Source organism: Patiriisocius hiemis, from assembly GCF_031846325.1.
In the GTDB taxonomy this organism is placed as follows: Bacteria; Bacteroidota; Bacteroidia; order Flavobacteriales; family Flavobacteriaceae; genus Patiriisocius_A; species Patiriisocius_A hiemis.
The window spans coordinates 398959-418097 of the sequence record NZ_JAVRHZ010000001.1 but is presented as its reverse complement, the minus strand read 5'-3'; the positions used below and the strand labels follow the sequence as shown (position 1 = coordinate 418097).

Here is a 19139-nt window from a genome sequence, read left to right as displayed (position 1 = left end):
TAACATTAGTCTATTCAATGTCAACAATTATTTTATTATATCTATCAATGTTAAAGAGTTCATCTGGTATTTCTTTAGGTAAGATAAGATAGGCTTCCATCACGGACTTATAAATAGGCTCGTGCCGAACCTCATTTCTTACACTAATTGCCCCACTTTCGTTAACAAAAGCATTCCAATGGCCGCTTTTATGATTTTTATAAGCCTCTTTGTTTAATTTGTACTTAGGGTTATAATAATACTTTCCTAAAGTAACTGTAAAAGGGTTTTCAGGGTCAACATTTTTAGTGTTTAGAACTAAAGCTGGACAAACATCTCCTAAAATAACCTTTGTTTCATCCTTAATTTTATGGACTTCAAGTAGCTCTTCCTTAACTTGATTAATTGGGTATCTATAAATTGTATCGGATTTTTCTTGAACAAAATAGACTAAATTCTCATCCATTAGCATCAATAATGTTTGTTCTCCAGATGCTCCTCTTGTATTACTTTTCATTATATACCTGTGTTCCTGCACATAGCCTACCAAACTATCACCAAACTCTTGAATTAGTAATTCATTTGGAACACTTTCAACGAGAGTTTCGTATGTTGTTTTAAAATGGACTTCTCCTTCAAAATATTCTTGTGATTGAATATTTAATAAAGTTGTTAATGTGAATAAAATTGATAGTGAGTACTGTTGCATCGCTTTAAATTATATTACTGCCTACCTTCTCGGCTATGATTTCGTTGCAGAGTAATCTACAAAGATTCTCTCCGCTGTAACCGAAAGATAATAAAATTAAGAGGACTTTTCGAGATGAAAGACAGAACCAATTAACTATAGAGTTAATATTCTATATTACTCATTTGTAAATTCTAAAATATCTGCTGGTTGACAATCAAGCGCTCTGCAAATTGCCTCAAGAGTAGAAAATCTAATAGCTTTGGCTTTTCCAGATTTTAATATGGACAAATTTGCAGTTGTTATACCAATGATCTCTGCTAAATCTTTGCTCTTCATTTTACGTTTTGCGAGCATGACGTCAAGGTTAACTACTATAGGCATAATTTAAATGGTTAAATCACTTTCAGATTGTAGCTCTATTCCTCTTTTAAAGAGTAATGAAAAAACATATACAATACCTACAATATAAACAAACTCACTTGAAAGCAATTTTGCGGATATTCCTGTACTTGCTTCTAAAAAACCTACATGAAAATTATGTATTACAACTATTGCCCAAAGCGATAAAAGGGAATAGCTTATTTTTTGCATTTGTTTTAATGCATTAGTATTAAAAGGCCTTTGAATATTTAAATTGCTCAAAAGTTTTGTTACGAGAAATGCTATATAAGCTTGTATGCTAAATTGTATAAGCCTGTAACCAACAATAATGGTATATTGAGTTATACTATTCTGCTTGTATACTAGTAAATTCATTTCTTTATATAGATCTTTAACAGCTCCCTCATTCACGAAACTAATGATGTAAGCTAGTACTGTGCCAACAGCCCTAAGTGAAAGCCCAATAAAGATTATCCATGTAATAATATACATTATCTTAAGTATCCTTTTAGTTGTCATAATAGTATGTTATTAATTCATAAACCAATGTACAAAGCCACAATTGTTGCATATATAATTTTGTGCCGTCTTATTAGCCCAATCTAACTTGAAAAAAGTCATTTTTGGTGTATTCATCAAGGTTTTTCTTAATAAGAATTTGTCATGCTTGCATATACTACATTCTAATTTATTTCCTTTGATTATGATTTCTCTTGATTGTAAATTGTTTGACATAAGTTCGTTTTATTAGATAGAGATTATTATAATGGAGACAAATATAAAATAAAATTATTGTAAAACGATAATTTTTTATTTAAAAATGATAATTATTAGGCTTCTGAACTAAAAACTAAATACATTAAAGTATCGTTGAGTTGTTAATTTAAATTCATTTTTGAAAGATTTATAAGAATAGATACCAACGATTAATTGCTGGATTATACCATTTTTTAGAATACACATTTGGACTTGTATAAAACTCCGTAATTGGGTTTATGAAGTTTTTTAGTTGGCTCAAATTTTGTTCTCTAATGTGTTACTACGGTCTTAGCTTTGTTTCGGTACAGAATGGTGTGAGAGTATCATTGCGACGTAAACCAAAGTTAGCAAACACGAATGAATTTCCGAGAGGAAAGTTAGAAGCAATTAACTATAGCGGGTGTTAGCAAAGGTTATTCATTCTTTTGATATTCTTTAATTTGCTCCCAACGTTTTGGGTCAACCATTTTCCAATAGACTTCATAAAAATCTTTGTTTTTTGGATTGTGGTTTTTAATTAATTCACCAAAGAAATTTGTCAGAGCAATTTTTTCTTCAGTTTGTTCTGTTAAAATGTCTCTTTCCTTTTCATCTAAAATCATAACAGATGCGTAAATATGTTTCCATTCCTCAAGTCCGTTTGTCAAAACAGTATATTTTTTTCCGTTTGACAAGAGGTCAACATTATTCCACATTAGTATTGGGTGATTTCTGTTACTGGGAAAAATTACTTTGTCCCATTTCCCATATTTATCATACATCACTTTGTGCGTATATAAAGCAGAAAAAACGCATTCATATCTAACCTCATTAATTTTTGTAGTGTCTTTACCATTTACAGCAACATACTTTTCATTTAAAATTTCCGTAAACTTATTCTTGTAAATTTTTGGACATTTCGTTTCCTTAACTGCTTTTTGAGATGAAGAACAACTCAAAAAAAAAGAAAGTATGATTGTTATGTAAATTACTTTCATAGATTCAGTTCTAATATTTGTTAACGGTCTTGTATATGTTTTGTGGCGTGACTGCGGCTGGTTCGGCTAGCGCTGGAAGCGACAGCGTGAGAATCAGCTGGGGCAGTAGCGCCGCGCCGACGGATTTATCCGTTGGATCAATTTACTATTAATTGGGGAGATTCAAGTTAAGCCAAAAACGAAACATAAAATATATGCATTGTTGTGTACAGTTTTATTCAACTATTTTAATTTTAATTTTTAATCATTTCATAATCATTTTTGAACATATTTAGCATTTCTGAAGATGGATTCATTTCTGTTTTTTTGATTCCACTATCAGCTAATATTTTTGGCAAGTAAAGTGCTTTTCTATTTTTCCATAAGGCAAATTTAGTATATCCTATTGCACAAATTTCATTATTCTGCTTAAAAACTTGGCGATGATAGCCCCACTTTTCGTCCCATCCATCTAAAATAAGAGTTATGCTAAATTTTGTCCATCTCTTAAGAGGTTTTTTATAAATAATCTTTTGTGAACCAAGAACAGGAAATATTCCTTTTTTAAATGTGTTTTCGTAAAGTTTAGACCTGAATAAAATCTCAAACCTAATAAAATCCATATAATAAAAATATTTAGAATTTGCCATATATCTTAAGGAATCACAATCCAAAATACTAACTCTTCTAATACGAGTGAGGTCAGAATCCAAATCGATTTTTTTCCAAAAAAATTTTGAACCTATGTAAATGTATATTAGATGTAACCAATAGTATATCATAATTCAATAGTTTAATCTTTGGTTTTTTTTCAGGACGATGCGCTGGTCATAATTGCACACAACGTTTTTGTAAATGGTTTGTTGCGTGTTATAAGCACCTAATTTAGCAAATAAATCACAGATAGAATATTCCGCAGGAATGTTCGTAAGTAGGCTTAAAACAAGCAATTAATTTTATACGGTGTTGTAAAACGTTTTTTATTCATTCTGTTCTTACAAATTTTCCAGAATGTGAAATCACGTGCAAATTCACTCGCATTGTAAATTCGATAGTGTCATTTTTACAATCCGTTATTTCATAGTATGGTTTTCTGTGCGACATTAATGTCTTTTGAAATTCAGTCAGAGAGTCCGTTTGTTTTTCCAGCGATTTTAGTCGGAATGAATTTTCACCAAGATTTTCAATAATATAATTCCGATTTTTCACAGAGTTTATTTCCGTTAAGTTTTGTCCGTTTATTTCAAACTCAAATTTTGGATATTCCGAAAACTGTTCGTCATAAATTACTTTATATTTTCCGTCTTTTAATTCGCAATTATTATCAGCGCATTTAAATCCGAAACTTACTAAAATCAATATGTAGAGTGTTTTTTTCAAAATGTTTTACAACGGTTTTGTATAACGCGCGTTGTGCGGTTTTGAAAGTTACGTTTTTTTCAGATGTAGGAATATTTTGTTTTTTCCGACGTATTTTTCATTCTCTTGACCATCCCGTGTAATGCGCGTTATACGTTGTTAGCCTTTCGTTATTTCTTTGTTAATTAAGTCAACAACTTTTTTGTTCAAATCTTTCATTTTTTTGTAATCATCGATAATCAACGAATTCGTAAATACTGAAACGACAAATCCATTCTTAAAGACTTTATTGTTAATCAGCCTGTCTATTTCTTCCCTTGAAAGCCTTATTTCAGTATCAAATTCTCCATTGTTAGCGTAGAAAACAAAGCTTTGAGCAAAAGGATCTAAATCAACAGTTCTGAACCAAGGGTCATAAAAATAGTGCTCCATATCATTTCTCAAATGTTCTCGATATGATATAATTTGTTTGTGGATTAAGTCTAAATTTAAAAGCTCATTTTTTATTGATTCGTTTGAGATTATTGTGAAATTTCCAGAATTTAATAATTCTACGAAAGTGTTGTTGTTCCGTTGAAATTCTTGCCAGATTCCCACATTAAAGGTATGATAGTTAAACATTTGAATATTCTCTACAGGCTTTCCATTAAAATGTTCAAGAGCAATTTGAGCCGAGCTCACTATACTTTCCCTAATTCCAATGTAGCGTTCAAGTTCACTTTCTTCAAAAATTAAATCACTCTTTAGATTTTTCAAGAACTGTACTTCTTTGGCTCTTTGTTTATTTAATTCGTTATTGTTATTGATTTGCAGAGCAATCAGTATTCCGATTACGACAAGAATTATTTCTCCAATTGCGTAAATCAAATATTTGCTGAATTTATTTTCAGATAGTAAGTTTTGACGAATTTTACGAAAGAATTTTATCATTGGTTATTGGTTGGTTATAATGAAGCACAACGGTTAGGCTATGAGTAGTTGCGTGGGTTAGCACTAAACTTTGCAAGTACATACCAAGCTGAAAATCCGCGAGGATTTTCAGAAGTAGGCAAGAACAAGCAATTGCTTATAGCCATTGTTGTGCGTTCGTATTTTATTCTTTCATTTCTACTCTTATCAGCCGAATAGTTTTCGTATCGCTTAAATTTTCTACTGTATGAGGTGCTTCAGGGTCTTTGTACATTGTCAAAGGAAAAACAAGAGGTTCAGGTAACTTCCGGGTATCTATAATCACATTTCCTTCTGCGTCTCGGTCAATGAAATCCCCAGCTTCTATAATATATAAGACACTTTTCCATTGATGATGGTGAACAGGTTCAATTTCGTTGGGTAAGACAGTTACTTCTAAAACCCTTACTTTATCATTTTCCAATAGTATTTTATGATTATTTGGTGCAGATACAACCGCATCTTGGTCTTTTGGCCAATCCGCTGGATTTCCTGTTTTATACGAAAGTTTTTGTTCTTCAGTCGTTTGTCCGAAAACTGAAATAGTCGAAAATACTGCAAAGCAAATCACAGCAATTAGAAATTTAAAAGTTGATTTCATATTTTGTCAGTTTTAGTTTAGGTGCTTACTCTAATCGGTTTTCAGCTTTCCCGTTTTTCTTTGTTACTGTCGCTTGTCATATGACGCACAACGGTCTCGTATAACCGTCAGTTACGGGTTAATATACGCAGACTTTTCGGTTAAGCACAGACTTTAGCAATTCCGAGTGGATTCGGACGTAGTCGAATCTGCCGTAATTGCGGTTATACATTGTTGTGAGCTGGCTTTTTATTTCCATATTTCCCACCATTTTTTTGTTCCGATTCCGTTTTTTATTTGTTCTCGTTTTATTATTTCCGCTGTGTCAATTCCAAGAGAAGTTCTTGCATTGTAAGCAGTCAAATAATCTTTATGATTTATAAAATTCCGAATCTTGTTATTTATTCGGTCGTCACTAAATTTAGCTAAATGGTGAAAGATTCCGATTCGAGAATATTTTTCCGAAACTTTGTCCATTTCGTTTAACGCGATTTCTTTCATTTCCTCATCTCCATTTTTTATCTCGTTTATGTAACTCGCCCAAATAATTGTCATAGTCGGACTTTTAGATAAGTTCAGCCGTTTTTGTAAAGCAGGAAGTGAGTTAGCCGATTTCATTATTGTCAGCGTTTCCCCAATCAAATCATCTTCACTCTTTTCAAGTATTTCAATTAGGATTCGCTCAACTTCCAATTTTTCCTTTTCGGTTAAGCTCAAAACAATGTGTTCATTACTAAATCCATTCCGATTTTGGTAATCAGATGGCGGAATTAGTTCTTTTATCAATTGTTCAATGTTTCTCACTTCGTTTTGTACAGCTTGCTCACAACGGTAACGTATAACGACCCGTTGCGTCGTTTCACTTAGCAATTTAATGAATTTGCGGAGAATTTTCCGAATGCGTGGTTGATTCCCAGTAGGAATCAACCAAAGCAATGGGCGTTATACATTGTTGGCTCTTGTTGCACAACCGGAACTTTGATCCGGCACAGGCTGAACCTGGTTCGGTAAAAGTCACATGGAGATTTTCAAAGCCCAAAGAAATCAAATCAACCATTAGTTTTTCAGCTAGCGATTCAGCTTTTCAGTCACCGTAAGAGTGAGAAATGTTCCATTTTGATCAAATCAAAAGTTTATTGAGAAGAGGAAAATTCAATTTCACGAGAAAATGGTTCAGATAAGCCGTTTTTTGATCAGAGTGAGGATCTCTGTCTGAATGAGACCGAGCCTGAACTAGTTCAAAATTGGTTCAGAAACTGCCAAAATTTTCTGCGCCTGTGGCGCATCCGTGCAATAAGCGCCAACGGTCTTGTATATGGCTCGTTGCGTGCAAATTAGAAAATTATTTTCGGATTAAGCACAAGCCAGATTTTTAAATTTTACTATTTATCTTTTTTATTGGAAAGTCGTCAAATTTAAAAATTTGGCGACTTTCCAAATATGCTTTAACTTCATTTAAGCAACTAACAAGCTATGAGCTATATACGTTGTTGTAAGTAGTGCTTTTTTCACTCACTTACTTAATTTTAATATCCGAAACGCACCTTGAATTACCAATACAAAAACGATTGTTCCGATAATCAAATCAGGTTTACTCGAACTCAACCAATTTACCAAAATTCCAGCGATTATTACTCCTAAATTAATAATGACATCATTCGAGGTGAAAATCATACTCGCTTTCATATGTGCCTCTTCTTTACTCTTTGACTTTTGCAAAATGTAAAGACAAATTCCGTTTGCGATAAGTGCAAAAATCGAAACGATAATCATTGTCGAAAAATCGGGAAGATTCTCGTTTCCAAAAAATCTTCTTAAAACTTCCACAAATCCGATAATCGCAAGTGTAATTTGAAAATATCCAGCAAGTTTGGCAATCCGCTTTTTCTTAATCAACGTTCCGCCAACCGCAAACAAGCTAATTCCGTACACGAAACTGTCAGCAAGCATATCCAAACTGTCTGCAACAAGTCCCATTGATTTTGAGATTATTCCCGTTGTCATTTCGATAATGAAAAAGGCAAAATTGATTGCAAGTACAGACCAAAGTAGCTTTTTTTGGTTTGCGTTTTCTTTAAATTCCTTTTGGTCGGTCTGTTCGGTCAAGATTTTTTTTCCACCTAAATTCAGTTCGATAACGGACTTTTCGATTTGGTCGGTTTCTCCGCTGTGAAAAACGGTCAGTTTTCGATTCGGAATGTCAAAGTCCAAATTCGCAATACTTGAGATTCCGTCCAATTTCATTCGGATTAGATTTTCCTCTGAAGGACAATCCATTTTGGTAATTTCAAATATTGACTTATTCATTTAAAATACTTTAAACTTGAATTCCTGCATTAATAAAAATATCTTGTATCTCTTTGTCTATTGGAAATGGTTTTAAAGGTGGGACATTAGCTCCTCCAGGATTTCCAACAGGAATTTTACCTACGAAAGATTTTACACCTCCAAATATTAATCTTGGAATCTGTCCAATCACTTCTTTTCCACTTTTTATTTTGATTCCAAACTGTAACATTTTCCAATGAACATATGTGTGAGCAAAAGGATATTTTTGTCCAATTATGTGTGCTCGTTCTAAATGATTCCAAGCATTTGATAAATTGTCACTTTGATACTCAAATTGGTAGCTATTCAGTTCTGATTCGTAAAAAGGTTTTAAGCTCTTTGGTAATACTGTATAAAATTTCATTTGCTGTATTTTCTAAGTTCGTTTTTCGCATTACTTACAACTTGTTATATCGTTCAATTTAGTAGCGTTATCCCGTAAATAAATCAGGTTAACGTAAGTTTTTGGTGAACGATATCCTGTAAAGCTATAAAAAATAATAATAGAAAAGTAAGAAAGTAAAATCTCTTAAAGTAGAATATAGGATTACTTATAAAACTTGGCGTCTTTTTTAAGTTGTGCCATTTTTATAGCGGCTATGGCAGCCTCAGTACCTTTGTTACCGTGTTTACCACCACTACGGTCTATGGCTTGTTGCATTGTATTATCGGTCAACACACAAAACACCACAGGGATGTCGCCTTGTACATTTAGGTCTTTAATGCCTTGTGCTACGGCTTCACATACGTAGTCAAAATGCTTAGTCTCGCCTTGTATCACACTACCAATAGCAATTACGGCATCTAGCATCTCAAAGCTTTCGGTCATTTTTTTACAGCCATAAATAAGCTCAAAGCTACCAGGCACATTCCAACGTACTATATTTTCTTTAAGCCCACCACAATCCAAAATAGCATCAAAAGCCCCTTGAAACATCCCATTTGTGATATCAGGATTCCATTCTGAAACAACAATCCCAAACCGAAAGTCTTTCGCGTTTGGGATTGTTTCTTTATCGTATGCAGATAAATTGGTTGTTGCCATATAGTATTCCCAACAAGGGGAAGTGTTTATTGTTTTGCTTCGGTCATACCCTTATAAGCTTCTGCTTTAGTAGCTTCTGTTGAGTTAGGGTAGTTTTCAAAAATAGCAGAGAAGTGTTCTAATGCCTTTGAAGTTTCACCAAGGTTCATCGCTGTAATTCCAGCCTTAAGTAAAAAACGTGGTGTTGTAACTTCGTTCTCCTGCATTTTTGCAGCATCTTCATAATATTTTAAAGCATCTGCTTCTTGGTTTACTTGTACAAAGGCATCACCTATAGCTCCTTTTGCAAGGGGTCCTAGCATAGCATCGTCACTACTAAAATCTTGAAGGTGCGAAATTGCATCTTGGTATTTACCAGTTTGCAAAAACGCCATCCCAGCATAGTAGTTTGCCATGTTTGCAGCATCTGTACCACTATATTCATCTACAATATCTATAAACCCATACTTCCCTTCACCACCGTTAAGCGATAAGTTGTATAAAGAGTCTTTTGCTTGTGGTGCATTTAAAGCTAGGTTATAATACTTCTGTGCCTGAAACATCTCATTCATCGCTTCTGTTTCTTTAGGCTCTTGTACAAATTGTTGATATAATAAGTATCCTAGTACGCAAACAGCAATAGTACCAATCACACCAAGAATTGCTTTTTGGTTTTTCTCAATCCAAGCTTCGGTCTTAGAAGCTCCAGAGTCTAGCGTGTTAAACACTTCTGCCGTTGCACTATCGTCTTCTAACTCTACTTGCTTTTCTGCCTTTGTTCTAGGTTTTCCACCTCGTTTCTTATAGGTTGCCATATATTCTGAATATTGATGCGCAAAAATAAAATATTTATTAGAATTTAAAAGGGAAAAGATTCCTTATTTTTCAATAATTTGCATTAGATTTTGAGTATCTTTTTCTGAATAAAATTATACAATACTAATATAGCAAGTAGTTAGTTTACATGATATTACAAAAAATTGCCCTTCTTAACTATAAAAACTTTGACTCGATAGATTTTGAATTTGACCCAAAAATAAATTGTTTTGTGGGTCATAACGGGGTTGGAAAGACCAATGTACTAGATGCTATTTACCATCTTTCCTTTGGAAAAAGCTATTTTAATCCTATCACTACGCAAAACATAAAACACGACACAGATTTTTTTGTGGTTGAAGGGAAATATCTAAAAGCCGAAAGAGAAGAAAAGATACTAGTTAGCGCAAAACGCGGACAGAAAAAAATTATAAAACGAAATGGAAAGCCCTATGAAAAGTTTAGCGAACACATAGGTTTTTTACCTCTTGTTATTATCTCTCCCGCCGATAGAGACCTTATTATTGAAGGGAGTGATACGCGCCGAAAGTTTATGGATGGTGTGATTTCACAAGGCGATAGTGCTTACCTCACAAGTTTAATAAACTACAACAAAGTACTCTCGCAACGAAACTCATTACTTAAGTATTTTGCAGCAAACCACACTTTTAATCAAGATACTATTGATATATACAACGCTCAATTACATGAATATGGAACGCTTATTTTTGAAAAACGTAAACAGTTTCTTGAAGCGTTTACACCCATATTTTTAAAACGCCATCAATCTATAAGCAATAGTAAAGAAACTGTACATCTGCGTTATCGAAGTCAGTTAGAGGAGGCTCCTCTACTTAACCTATTACAGGATAATATTACAAAAGATAAGATGAGCCAATACACCAATTTTGGGATACATAAAGATGATCTTATTTTTGAAATAGACGGACATCCTATTAAAAAATTTGGTTCGCAAGGACAGCAAAAGTCATATCTCATTGCTTTAAAGTTAGGGCAGTTTGATTTTATTAAACAACAAAGTAACGTAAATCCTATCCTACTGCTAGATGATATTTTTGATAAACTAGATGAGCAACGTGTATCGCAAATAATGAAACTTGTTAATGAAGAAAAGTTTGGGCAACTATTTATTAGTGACACCCATGCCGATAGAACCGAAGCGGTAATTAAAAAAGTACACCAGAGCTATAAATTATTTAAACTATAAAATGAAAAAATTCTTATTACTACTACTTCCACTCTTTATTTTTGGTTGTAAAAAGAAAAGTGAAATTAATCTAGAGGACCTTTCTGGGTATTGGCAAATAGAGAAAGTAGCTTTAAGTGACGGAACTGAAAAAGACTTCGGTTTAAGTACTACCATAGATTTTATTAAAATAAATGGCGATACAGTAGGTATTAGAAAAAAAGTTGCTCCAAAGCTTGATGGTACCTTTACAACCTCTAAAAGTGCTGAAACATTTAGTATAAAAAAAGAAAATGACAGTCTGCACTTGTATTATAAAACACCTTACAATAGTTGGAAAGAAACAATACTACATGTTAAAGACAGCTCACTAGTTGTATTTAATAAAGATAAAATTAAATATACCTACAAACGCTTTAAAAACTTTACTTTTGAGTAACTATGAGTAAAAGAAACCATGAGCCCAATCCTATGGGTGATATTTTAAAAGATTTTATAAGCAACAACAAACTGCAAAAGGGGTTAGATAAAGTTGCTATTAATGAGGTATGGCATGAGGTAATGGGGCCTGGTGTTTCTGGATATACAACGCAAGTAAAACTTGATGGAAGCACTTTATACATTCAGTTAAGTTCTTCGGTGCTACGAGAAGAATTAAGTTATGGGAAAGAGAAGATAGTAAAACTGCTTAATGAAACTTTGGGAAAACAGTTGATCACCAAATTAGTTTTACGATAAATCAAAAACGCCACTCAATTTGAGTGGCGTTTTTAATATAACTAAGACATTGTCTTAAAACATTTCTCTTCCTGCAAAATGAAAAGCACCTTCAATAGCTGCATTCTCATCACTATCACTACCATGTACTGCATTTTCTCCAATAGAAGCTGCGTATAGTTTTCTAATAGTTCCTTCTGCAGCATCTTCTGGGTTTGTAGCTCCAATAAGTGTACGGAAATCTTCTACTGCATTTTCTTTTTCAAGAATAGCAGCTACAATAGGACCTCTGGTCATGTACTCTACTAACTCACCGAAAAAAGGACGCTCCTTATGGATTGCATAAAATTCTTTAGCGTCTGCAGTTGTCATTTGTGTTAACTTCATAGCAACAACTCTAAATCCTGCCGAAGTAATTTTTTCAATAATAGCACCAATGTGTCCTTTTTCAACACTATCAGGCTTTAACATTGTAAACGTTCTATCTGTTCTCATCTAGTTTTAAAATTTTGTGCAAAAATAACCAATTAGAGTTCAAAAACAATCAATATTGATGATTAATACTTTTGCGTATAACTTTCATATAAAAAGTTATCTTCTCCTCTAATTTCGAATGTGATTTCTTTTGTGTCAAAATTAAAATGAAGCACTCCAAAATTTAACTGTTTTATCACATTACTTATTCGATATGGGTTTTCTTCTGTAGGTGTTGTAAGCCAAGTATGTGTTAATCCGCTTGAGGTAAAATCTATTAATGGATACTCTTTAGAGTCCAGTTCATTTTTAGAAATCTCTGCCATGTGCCTATCTCCACTTACAAAAAAGATATTTTTTGCTTTAGCACTCGCAATGGTATTGTACATTTTTTCTACTTCAGCTTGTTGATTTCCCCATTTCTCCCAACCGTGTTGGTCACTTAAAAACTGAATACTAGAAACAATCATGGTGAAGTCTGCAGTAGTATCATTTAATTCGTCAGTGAACCATTCCCATTGTGTTTTACCAAGTAAGGTTCCTCCCTCCTCTTCACTCCAAGGGTCATACCTTTTATTAGGGTCTTCACTTTTCTTTAATTGAGTTCTAAAGTAACGCGTATCTAGTAAAATGATTTTAATTTTCCCTTTTGAAGTAGTTATCATTTTTGAAAAATAGACTCCTTCCCTACTTCGTCTCACATCATCTTCTGGTACTTTTAAAAAGTCTAAGAGTAATTGTTGCGCTTCGGCTTTTTTAGTCCATTCTTTCCCTGCATCATTTTTACCATAGTCATGATCATCCCAAACACCTATAATTTCGGTATTAGAAGCTAGTTCTTGATAGTCTTTATTATCCCAAACTTTGTTGTAATCTGCTTCCATTTTTGCCATATCATCTGTATCTGCATAAACATTATCACCTCCCCAAATAAATAGATCTGGATTATTGTTAATTATAGGCAGCCAAAGAGGTTGTGGCCTATCTTGGTCGCTACAGCTTGCAAAAACAATGGTGTAGTCTGATTTTTTTTCATAAGCAGTTTCTTGATGTTCATGAGAATGCTCTGCAGTTTGCTGTTTACATGAAAACAAAATAAAGAGCGAAAATGTAAAAACTAGATATTTCATGAAGTAAGTGTTAAAGGTTTTTCAAATTTAGCCATTCTCAACCATTCAAAAGTTAAGAAATTGTATCTTCGTACTTCTATGGATAAAGAAACAATCCAGCAAGTAAAAAACCTGCTACAGTCTCCAAAAAATATAACAATTATTGGTCACAAAAACCCAGATGGTGATGCAATAGGTTCTTGTTTAGCCCTTGGTGAAATATTAAAAGTTACAGAGCATACTGTTACTGTAATGATGCCAAATGACTTTCCTCATTTTTTGAAATGGTTACCACAATGTGAGAATATTGTTATTTACGAGCAAGCCATAGAAAAGTCTAAAGAAATTATAGATAACTCAAACCTAATTTTTACACTAGATTTTAATGCTCTTTCTAGAGTTGGAAACCTTGGAGATGTTCTTATGAAAGCTACAGCAGATTTCATAATGATAGACCACCACCAAGCACCAGATGACTATGCAGTTGCGATGTATAGTGATACTTCTATGAGTTCTACCTGTGAGATGGTTTACCACTTTGCAACCAGCCTTGAGTTACAACATACTTTTAATAAAGATATTGCAACCCAAATTTATACAGGAATAATGACCGATACAGGGTCGTTCCGTTTTCCTGCTACAACTGCGATTACTCACACTGTAATTGCACATTTAGTAGCATTGGGTGCTAATGGAGCTTTAATACACCAAAATATTTATAACACTAAAAGCCCTGAGCAATTACAACTTTTGGGAGTTGCATTAAAAAATCTTGTTGTTTTAAAAGAATTTAATACTGCTTACATTACGTTATCCCAAAAAGAACTTGATGACCACAAGTTTAAAAAAGGAGATACCGAAGGGTTTGTAAACTATGCACTATCTGTTAATGGAATAAAGTTTGCCGTAATTTTTATTGAAAACAAGCAAGAGTCTATAGTTAAAATTTCATTTAGAAGTAAAGGAGATTTTTCAGTAAATGAATTTGCAAGAAATCATTACAGCGGGGGCGGTCATAATAACGCTGCCGGAGGGAAAAGTGATTTGTCTCTAGCAGATACCGTTACTGAATTTATTAGTATCTTGTCAAGCTATAAAGAGAAGTTGATAAATGCTCATTAGAACTGTTTTTATATTAAGTTGTTTTTTTGTTTTTGGATGTAAATCTCCTGAAGCAAGGAAACCTGTTCAATCTAATTCTGGAACCTTCATAAAAAATTCTGTAGAGAGAAATAAAAAACTATATGAGCAGGAGAAAGCAGCTATCCAGTCTATCATCGATAAAGACAGCACAAGAAATTACATCACTTCAGAAAATGGTTTCTGGTATTATTATAATAGTAAAGATAGCATTGTTACCAACAAACCGGTTTTTGGGGATGAAGTAACCTTTACCTATAATATTGAAGATTTTAACGGAAAGGAAATTCTTTCAGAAGAAGAAACAGGGCTACAATTTTATAAAGTAGAACAAACAAATCAAGACCTTATTTCAGGGATACGAGAAGGAATAAAATTAATGCAAGAAGGAGAACAAGTTACTTTCTTGTTTCCATCATACAAAGCCTATGGATATTATGGTATCCAAGGAAAATTAGGGAGTAACGTCCCTGTAAAAAGTACAATTACATTAAAATCAATAAATCAAACCGAAGAAAATTAAATTAGAATGAAGAAAATTGTTTTTGCAATATTAGTCGCAACCCTTGCTTTAGGTTCATGCCAAAGTAAATATCCAGATTTAGATAATGGAGTATATGCAGAGTTTATAACTAACAAAGGAACGTTTGTAGCTAAGTTATATAATGAAGCTACCCCACTTACAACTGCAAATTTTGTTTCACTAGCCGAAGGAAGTAATACAATGGTAGACTCAACATTAGCAGGTAAAAAATATTTTAATGGTCTTACCTTTCATAGAGTAATTAAGGACTTTATGATTCAAGGTGGTGACCCCAAAGGAGATGGTACTGGGAGCCCTGGATATACATTTCCAGATGAGTTTGTAGATTCTTTAACTCACAAGAGTAAAGGGATTTTATCTATGGCAAATAGTGGTCCAGCTACTAATGGAAGTCAGTTTTTTATTACTCTAAAAGAAACACCTTGGTTAGACGGAAAGCACACAGTATTTGGTGAAATTGTTATGGGTCAAGAAGTTGTAGATTCTATTGGAAGTGTAGAAGTACAAAAGCCAAGTAATAAACCTGTTGATGCTGTAACTATTAACGAAGTAAACATCATAAACAAAGGAAATGTAAAGGTAACTGCTTTTGAAGATGCAATGACAGAGCTCGAACAAGAAAAGAAAGAAAAGGAAGAGCGTATTGCAAAAGTTGGTGCCGAAACTTTAAAGTACTTACTTGAACAAAAAGAAAATGCAGAGACTCTTGAGTCTGGATTACAAATAGTTACTATTGAAAAAGGTGACGGAGCTAAGCCTGCTGAAGGTTCGGCAGTAACGATGAATTACGCTGGATACTTAGCAGAAGACGGAAAGCTATTTGACTCTAATATTCGTGAAAAAGAGGAAAAGTATGAAATGTTAAATCCTCAAAAAGTAGCTCAAAATGGTTATAGCCCAGCTCCAACTAAGTATGGGCCAGATGCTAATCTAGTACCAGGGTTTAAAGAAGCGTTGCTTACTATGAATGTAGGTGACAAAATAATAGCGTACATACCATCACATTTAGGTTGGGGTCCAAGAGGTGCAGGAAATGTAATACCTCCTAACTCAGATGTTATTTTTGAAATTGAGCTTGTAGAAGTGAAGTAAAAAATAAAGTTGATTATACACTTTAAAGCCCTTTTCATTTGATGAAAAGGGCTTTTTAAATTTTAGGGCTTTACATTGAAAGACAATCTAACCAATCCGTAAGTATATGTAACACCAATCCAATTCCTATGATACGGGTTCGTTTAAAAAATAAAAAGAGTATATAAATTCCTAGCGAGTAATACTTATGCAACGGATGGAAGTTTATACTGCAGCGGTTAGCATCAAAAATAGGAGTGGCTAATAGGTGATCTAAATCAATTAACATAGTTGCTAGTAGTAGTAACCAAACTTTTACCCAATATTCTCTATAAAAAAACCAAGCAATAATGCCTGGTAGTAAAAAATGTAACGAATAATGAATAATGGTTTGCAAATTACTTCTTATCCTTTTTTCGGTTTAAGACTCTATACTCCTCATAACACTCACTTATCGCGTCAAGGATTTGTAAATCATTTGCCGTACGAATAAAATCGGCAGAGTAGCTACATTTATTTAAAATTTCATCTACATCTACTTTTTCTAATTGTAAAACAGCCATTAAGGTTTCTCTATCATACTTAGATTGGAGTAGGTTTCTAATTTCATCATCATCCTTCATTTTACGAAGTTTTCGCATCTGTTTGGGTCGTTTTCCAAACACGTTATAGAGGAAGTCGGCGGGGTTAAATATTGCACTCAAGACTTTATTAACAGCACTTGGTTGCTGGTTTCCTCCTTCGTAACCTGTGCTTAATCCAGATATTCTATATCTGTAATTATCGTAAATTGGGATAGTTTTAGCATCTACTTCTACATATCCTGTAAGTTGTACAGGTTTTACTACTACTTCTTCAAGTGCAATACTCAGCTCTGTCATTTTTATTTTTATATCTCCACCAAATTTCATCCAGTCATTTGTTACTCGAACACGTATAGACTTAAAACCTAAATATGAAAAGTAAAGAGTATCATTAACTACAGCACGTATTTTGAAGCTACCATCTTTGTTAGATGTTGCTCCAATTACACTATTTAGGTTTACAATATTTACGTTCTCAAGAGGTTCATCATTCGCATCGTTAAGCACTTTACCTTCAATAATTGGAGGTTGTGCAATAGATTCTTGACCTACTGAAAGGTAAGTACATAAAAAAAGTAAACAAATGGTGAAAAATACTCTCATAGCAATTATAAACGTAAAGTTACATAATAGACGTCAATATTGTGCCAAAGTTTCATTAGAAACCAAAAAATAATTATCCTTTACGTCTACGTCTTCCTCCGGTACCACCACCAGTAGGCTTGTTACCGCTTCGTCTCCTGCTTTTTCCTTTAAATTTTCCGCTGTCGTTTCCTCCAAAGCTCTTAGTATCTCTACGTCCACGACCTCTGCCACCACCTTTATTATCTCTACCGCGTCCTTTTTTTCGTCCACGACCTCTGCCGCCTGATCTATCTGTAGAAACCTCAACTGTTATTTTTCTGCCGTTTAGTTCAAAATCACTAAAGGCTCCCTCAACAAGTTCTTTGTGCTTTTTATCTACATTAAAGAAACCGTAGGAGTCTTTTACATCTACCTTGTACACATCATCCTTCCCAAGCTCCAATAAGTCCCTAAGGAAATCTTTTAGGCTCATCCAGTCAAAATCATCTTTGCTACCTAAATTCACAAAGAATCGAATAGAATCTGAATTGCTATCACTCATGTCTCCAGCAGAAACATTAAGATCTTTTGCTTTCTTGTAATAGTTATAAAAGCGTGTAAATTCTACTGAAAAAACTTTCTTTATTAATTCTTCTTTAGTGAAGTCTTTTAATACTTCTTCAATCGCAGGAAGATACCCATCTATATCATGATTTATTTCTGTGTCCTTGATGCTATTTGCAAGATGATACAGCTGTTTTTCACAAATTTCCATCCCTGAAGGAATTTCTTTTGCTTCAAATTGCTTTTGAATTATCTTCTCTATCTGACGAATTTTACGAGCTTCACTTTTGGTTACAATAACCATAGAAACTCCCGTTTTACCAGCTCTTCCAGTACGACCACTCCTATGGGTGTATGTTTCAATCTCATCTGGTAATTGATAATTTATAACGTGTGTAATATCATCAACATCAATCCCACGTGCAGCAACGTCTGTAGCTACTAACATCTGTATTTGACGTGTTCTAAATTGCTTCATCACAATATCACGTTGGTTTTGACTCAGGTCTCCATGTATTGCACCTGCATTATAACCATCTGCAATTAATTGCTCTGCTACTTTTTGTGTATCTCGCTTTGTTCTACAAAACACTACCGAAAATATATCTGGGTTAGCATCTGCTAAGCGTTTTAACGCTTGATATCTATCTCTAGCTCCAACTACATAATACTCATGAGAAACCTGAGAAGACCCTACGTTCTTAGAACCTACAGTAACCTCAATTGGTTTATGCATAAACTTTTTTGCAATGGTAGCCACTTCTTTAGGCATGGTAGCACTAAATAACCAAGTGCTTTTATCTTTAGGGGAATAAGATAATATTTCAGTAATATCTTCATAAAATCCCATATTAAGCATTTCATCTGCTTCGTCAAGTACACAGTATTGAATCTTGGAGATATCAATCATTTTACGACCAATCATATCCTTCATCCTACCCGGTGTTGCAACAATAATTTGTGCTCCTCTCTTAATTTGTCTTGCTTGCTCTGTAATACTAGCTCCTCCATAAATAGCAGTTACGTTAAGACCTTTTAGGTGCTTTCCGTAGCTATTCATTTCATTTGTAATTTGTAAACACAATTCACGTGTAGGAGAAAGAATAAGGCCTTGTGTAGTTCTACTATCTACATCAATTTTTTGAAGCATAGGAAAACCAAAGGCAGCTGTTTTACCAGTACCTGTTTGTGCTAATGCAACAAGATCGCTTTCTTGTTCTAATAAAATTGGAATTGTTTTTTCTTGTACTTCACTTGGGGTTTCAAACCCCATGTCTGTAACTGCTTGAAGCAAGTTTGCTTCTAAGCCTAGTTCTTTAAATGTTGCCATTAAAATGGTTTAAA

At 33.7% G+C, this 19139-nt stretch carries 24 protein-coding genes; 6 read left to right on the top strand and 18 right to left on the bottom strand.

Going from position 1 to position 19139, the window contains the following annotated elements:
* Window positions 1-10 precede the first annotated feature (10 nt).
* The 13 genes from RM538_RS01950 to RM538_RS01890 all read right to left on the bottom strand — a co-directional run bounded on the left by RM538_RS01950 (window position 11) and on the right by RM538_RS01890 (window position 9820).
* The gene (locus RM538_RS01950) at window positions 11-688 is read right to left on the bottom strand and encodes a hypothetical protein (RefSeq protein WP_311331708.1); all 678 of its coding nucleotides are present in this window, start codon (window positions 686-688) and stop codon (window positions 11-13) included.
* 156 nt (window positions 689-844) lie between these two features.
* Window positions 845-1051, bottom strand: a complete 207-nt coding sequence (locus RM538_RS01945) for a helix-turn-helix domain-containing protein (protein WP_311331707.1) — start codon at window positions 1049-1051, stop codon at window positions 845-847.
* A 3-nt stretch (window positions 1052-1054) separates the two neighbouring features.
* A complete protein-coding gene (locus tag RM538_RS01940) occupies window positions 1055-1570 on the bottom strand; it encodes a DUF2975 domain-containing protein (protein WP_311331706.1) in 516 nt (171 codons plus the stop codon).
* A 653-nt stretch (window positions 1571-2223) separates the two neighbouring features.
* Window positions 2224-2787: a hypothetical protein gene (locus RM538_RS01935; protein WP_311331705.1), complete on the bottom strand. Its 564-nt coding sequence runs from the start codon at window positions 2785-2787 to the stop codon at window positions 2224-2226.
* A 233-nt stretch (window positions 2788-3020) separates the two neighbouring features.
* Window positions 3021-3548 (bottom strand): acyl-CoA thioesterase, encoded by a 528-nt coding sequence (locus RM538_RS01930; protein ID WP_311331704.1) that lies wholly within the window; start codon window positions 3546-3548, stop codon window positions 3021-3023.
* Window positions 3549-3750: 202 nt separating this feature from the next.
* A complete protein-coding gene (locus RM538_RS01925; RefSeq protein WP_311331703.1) occupies window positions 3751-4146 on the bottom strand; it encodes a hypothetical protein in 396 nt (131 codons plus the stop codon).
* A gap of 138 nt (window positions 4147-4284) precedes the next feature.
* The gene (locus RM538_RS01920; RefSeq protein ID WP_311331702.1) at window positions 4285-5055 is read right to left on the bottom strand and encodes a DUF6090 family protein; all 771 of its coding nucleotides are present in this window, start codon (window positions 5053-5055) and stop codon (window positions 4285-4287) included.
* 163 nt (window positions 5056-5218) lie between these two features.
* Window positions 5219-5674: a hypothetical protein gene (locus tag RM538_RS01915; RefSeq protein WP_272854332.1), complete on the bottom strand. Its 456-nt coding sequence runs from the start codon at window positions 5672-5674 to the stop codon at window positions 5219-5221.
* Window positions 5675-5902: 228 nt separating this feature from the next.
* Window positions 5903-6439 carry a hypothetical protein gene (locus RM538_RS01910; protein WP_311331701.1) on the bottom strand — a complete coding sequence of 179 codons (537 nt, stop codon included), beginning with the start codon at window positions 6437-6439 and terminating at the stop codon, window positions 5903-5905.
* Between the two features lie 726 nt (window positions 6440-7165).
* Window positions 7166-7960, bottom strand: coding sequence for a cation efflux transmembrane domain-containing protein (locus RM538_RS01905; RefSeq protein ID WP_311331700.1), 795 nt, complete (start codon window positions 7958-7960; stop codon window positions 7166-7168).
* Window positions 7961-7970: 10 nt separating this feature from the next.
* A complete protein-coding gene (locus tag RM538_RS01900) occupies window positions 7971-8345 on the bottom strand; it encodes a DUF3703 domain-containing protein (RefSeq protein ID WP_311331699.1) in 375 nt (124 codons plus the stop codon).
* Window positions 8346-8528: 183 nt separating this feature from the next.
* Window positions 8529-9026: a 6,7-dimethyl-8-ribityllumazine synthase gene (gene ribH, locus RM538_RS01895; protein ID WP_311331698.1), complete on the bottom strand. Its 498-nt coding sequence runs from the start codon at window positions 9024-9026 to the stop codon at window positions 8529-8531.
* Window positions 9027-9052: 26 nt separating this feature from the next.
* Entirely contained in the window at window positions 9053-9820 is a 768-nt protein-coding gene (locus RM538_RS01890; protein ID WP_311331697.1) for a tetratricopeptide repeat protein, read from the bottom strand.
* Window positions 9821-9969: 149 nt separating this feature from the next.
* On the opposite strand from RM538_RS01890, the gene recF reads away from it, so the two are divergent.
* Genes recF through RM538_RS01875 form a run of 3 tightly spaced genes read left to right on the top strand, consistent with a single transcriptional unit; the run spans window position 9970 to window position 11766 of the window.
* Window positions 9970-11049, top strand: coding sequence for a DNA replication/repair protein RecF (gene recF / locus RM538_RS01885; protein WP_311331696.1), 1080 nt, complete (start codon window positions 9970-9972; stop codon window positions 11047-11049).
* Between the two features lies 1 nt (window position 11050).
* The gene (locus tag RM538_RS01880) at window positions 11051-11467 is read left to right on the top strand and encodes a hypothetical protein (protein ID WP_311331695.1); all 417 of its coding nucleotides are present in this window, start codon (window positions 11051-11053) and stop codon (window positions 11465-11467) included.
* Window positions 11468-11469: 2 nt separating this feature from the next.
* Window positions 11470-11766, top strand: a complete 297-nt coding sequence (locus RM538_RS01875; RefSeq protein WP_311331694.1) for a DciA family protein — start codon at window positions 11470-11472, stop codon at window positions 11764-11766.
* A 54-nt stretch (window positions 11767-11820) separates the two neighbouring features.
* On the opposite strand, the gene RM538_RS01870 is transcribed toward RM538_RS01875, so the two are convergent.
* The gene (locus RM538_RS01870; RefSeq protein ID WP_311331693.1) at window positions 11821-12240 is read right to left on the bottom strand and encodes a nucleoside-diphosphate kinase; all 420 of its coding nucleotides are present in this window, start codon (window positions 12238-12240) and stop codon (window positions 11821-11823) included.
* A 62-nt stretch (window positions 12241-12302) separates the two neighbouring features.
* Window positions 12303-13349 carry an alkaline phosphatase D family protein gene (locus RM538_RS01865; RefSeq protein ID WP_311331692.1) on the bottom strand — a complete coding sequence of 349 codons (1047 nt, stop codon included), beginning with the start codon at window positions 13347-13349 and terminating at the stop codon, window positions 12303-12305.
* A gap of 78 nt (window positions 13350-13427) precedes the next feature.
* On the opposite strand from RM538_RS01865, the gene RM538_RS01860 reads away from it, so the two are divergent.
* The 3 genes from RM538_RS01860 to RM538_RS01850 are packed head-to-tail and all read left to right on the top strand — an operon-like array spanning window position 13428 to window position 16104.
* Complete coding sequence (locus tag RM538_RS01860) at window positions 13428-14450, top strand: DHH family phosphoesterase (protein ID WP_311331691.1); 1023 nt, start codon at window positions 13428-13430, stop codon at window positions 14448-14450.
* Window positions 14440-14991 (top strand): gliding motility-associated peptidyl-prolyl isomerase GldI, encoded by a 552-nt coding sequence (gene gldI / locus RM538_RS01855; RefSeq protein ID WP_311331690.1) that lies wholly within the window; start codon window positions 14440-14442, stop codon window positions 14989-14991. The genes RM538_RS01860 and gldI overlap by 11 nt, the downstream gene beginning before the upstream one ends.
* A 6-nt stretch (window positions 14992-14997) precedes the next feature.
* Entirely contained in the window at window positions 14998-16104 is a 1107-nt protein-coding gene (locus RM538_RS01850; RefSeq protein WP_311331689.1) for a peptidylprolyl isomerase, read from the top strand.
* A 70-nt stretch (window positions 16105-16174) separates the two neighbouring features.
* Here the strand turns inward: RM538_RS01850 and RM538_RS01845 are convergent, their stop codons facing one another.
* The 3 genes from RM538_RS01845 to RM538_RS01835 all read right to left on the bottom strand — a co-directional run bounded on the left by RM538_RS01845 (window position 16175) and on the right by RM538_RS01835 (window position 19125).
* The gene (locus tag RM538_RS01845) at window positions 16175-16480 is read right to left on the bottom strand and encodes a DUF6122 family protein (RefSeq protein ID WP_311331688.1); all 306 of its coding nucleotides are present in this window, start codon (window positions 16478-16480) and stop codon (window positions 16175-16177) included.
* Window position 16481: 1 nt separating this feature from the next.
* Window positions 16482-17270, bottom strand: coding sequence for a carboxypeptidase-like regulatory domain-containing protein (locus tag RM538_RS01840; protein ID WP_311331687.1), 789 nt, complete (start codon window positions 17268-17270; stop codon window positions 16482-16484).
* A gap of 73 nt (window positions 17271-17343) precedes the next feature.
* Window positions 17344-19125 (bottom strand): DEAD/DEAH box helicase, encoded by a 1782-nt coding sequence (locus tag RM538_RS01835; RefSeq protein ID WP_311331686.1) that lies wholly within the window; start codon window positions 19123-19125, stop codon window positions 17344-17346.
* Window positions 19126-19139: the final 14 nt, after the last annotated feature.

Excerpts from the sequence above, each read along its gene's own strand:
- RM538_RS01950 (WP_311331708.1), bottom strand. The coding sequence starts at position 688 with ATGCAACAGTACTCACTATCAATTTTATTCACATTAACAACTTTATTA.
- RM538_RS01945 (WP_311331707.1), bottom strand. The coding sequence starts at position 1,051 with ATGCCTATAGTAGTTAACCTTGACGTCATGCTCGCAAAACGTAAAATG.
- RM538_RS01940 (WP_311331706.1), bottom strand. The coding sequence starts at position 1,570 with ATGACAACTAAAAGGATACTTAAGATAATGTATATTATTACATGGATA.
- RM538_RS01935 (WP_311331705.1), bottom strand. The coding sequence starts at position 2,787 with ATGAAAGTAATTTACATAACAATCATACTTTCTTTTTTTTTGAGTTGT.
- RM538_RS01930 (WP_311331704.1), bottom strand. The coding sequence starts at position 3,548 with ATGATATACTATTGGTTACATCTAATATACATTTACATAGGTTCAAAA.
- RM538_RS01920 (WP_311331702.1), bottom strand. The coding sequence starts at position 5,055 with ATGATAAAATTCTTTCGTAAAATTCGTCAAAACTTACTATCTGAAAAT.
- RM538_RS01915 (WP_272854332.1), bottom strand. The coding sequence starts at position 5,674 with ATGAAATCAACTTTTAAATTTCTAATTGCTGTGATTTGCTTTGCAGTA.
- RM538_RS01905 (WP_311331700.1), bottom strand. The coding sequence starts at position 7,960 with ATGAATAAGTCAATATTTGAAATTACCAAAATGGATTGTCCTTCAGAG.
- RM538_RS01900 (WP_311331699.1), bottom strand. The coding sequence starts at position 8,345 with ATGAAATTTTATACAGTATTACCAAAGAGCTTAAAACCTTTTTACGAA.
- ribH (WP_311331698.1), bottom strand. The coding sequence starts at position 9,026 with ATGGCAACAACCAATTTATCTGCATACGATAAAGAAACAATCCCAAAC.
- RM538_RS01890 (WP_311331697.1), bottom strand. The coding sequence starts at position 9,820 with ATGGCAACCTATAAGAAACGAGGTGGAAAACCTAGAACAAAGGCAGAA.
- recF (WP_311331696.1), top strand. The coding sequence starts at position 9,970 with ATGATATTACAAAAAATTGCCCTTCTTAACTATAAAAACTTTGACTCG.
- RM538_RS01880 (WP_311331695.1), top strand. The coding sequence starts at position 11,051 with ATGAAAAAATTCTTATTACTACTACTTCCACTCTTTATTTTTGGTTGT.
- RM538_RS01875 (WP_311331694.1), top strand. The coding sequence starts at position 11,470 with ATGAGTAAAAGAAACCATGAGCCCAATCCTATGGGTGATATTTTAAAA.
- RM538_RS01870 (WP_311331693.1), bottom strand. The coding sequence starts at position 12,240 with ATGAGAACAGATAGAACGTTTACAATGTTAAAGCCTGATAGTGTTGAA.
- RM538_RS01865 (WP_311331692.1), bottom strand. The coding sequence starts at position 13,349 with ATGAAATATCTAGTTTTTACATTTTCGCTCTTTATTTTGTTTTCATGT.
- RM538_RS01860 (WP_311331691.1), top strand. The coding sequence starts at position 13,428 with ATGGATAAAGAAACAATCCAGCAAGTAAAAAACCTGCTACAGTCTCCA.
- gldI (WP_311331690.1), top strand. The coding sequence starts at position 14,440 with ATGCTCATTAGAACTGTTTTTATATTAAGTTGTTTTTTTGTTTTTGGA.
- RM538_RS01850 (WP_311331689.1), top strand. The coding sequence starts at position 14,998 with ATGAAGAAAATTGTTTTTGCAATATTAGTCGCAACCCTTGCTTTAGGT.
- RM538_RS01840 (WP_311331687.1), bottom strand. The coding sequence starts at position 17,270 with ATGAGAGTATTTTTCACCATTTGTTTACTTTTTTTATGTACTTACCTT.
- RM538_RS01835 (WP_311331686.1), bottom strand. The coding sequence starts at position 19,125 with ATGGCAACATTTAAAGAACTAGGCTTAGAAGCAAACTTGCTTCAAGCA.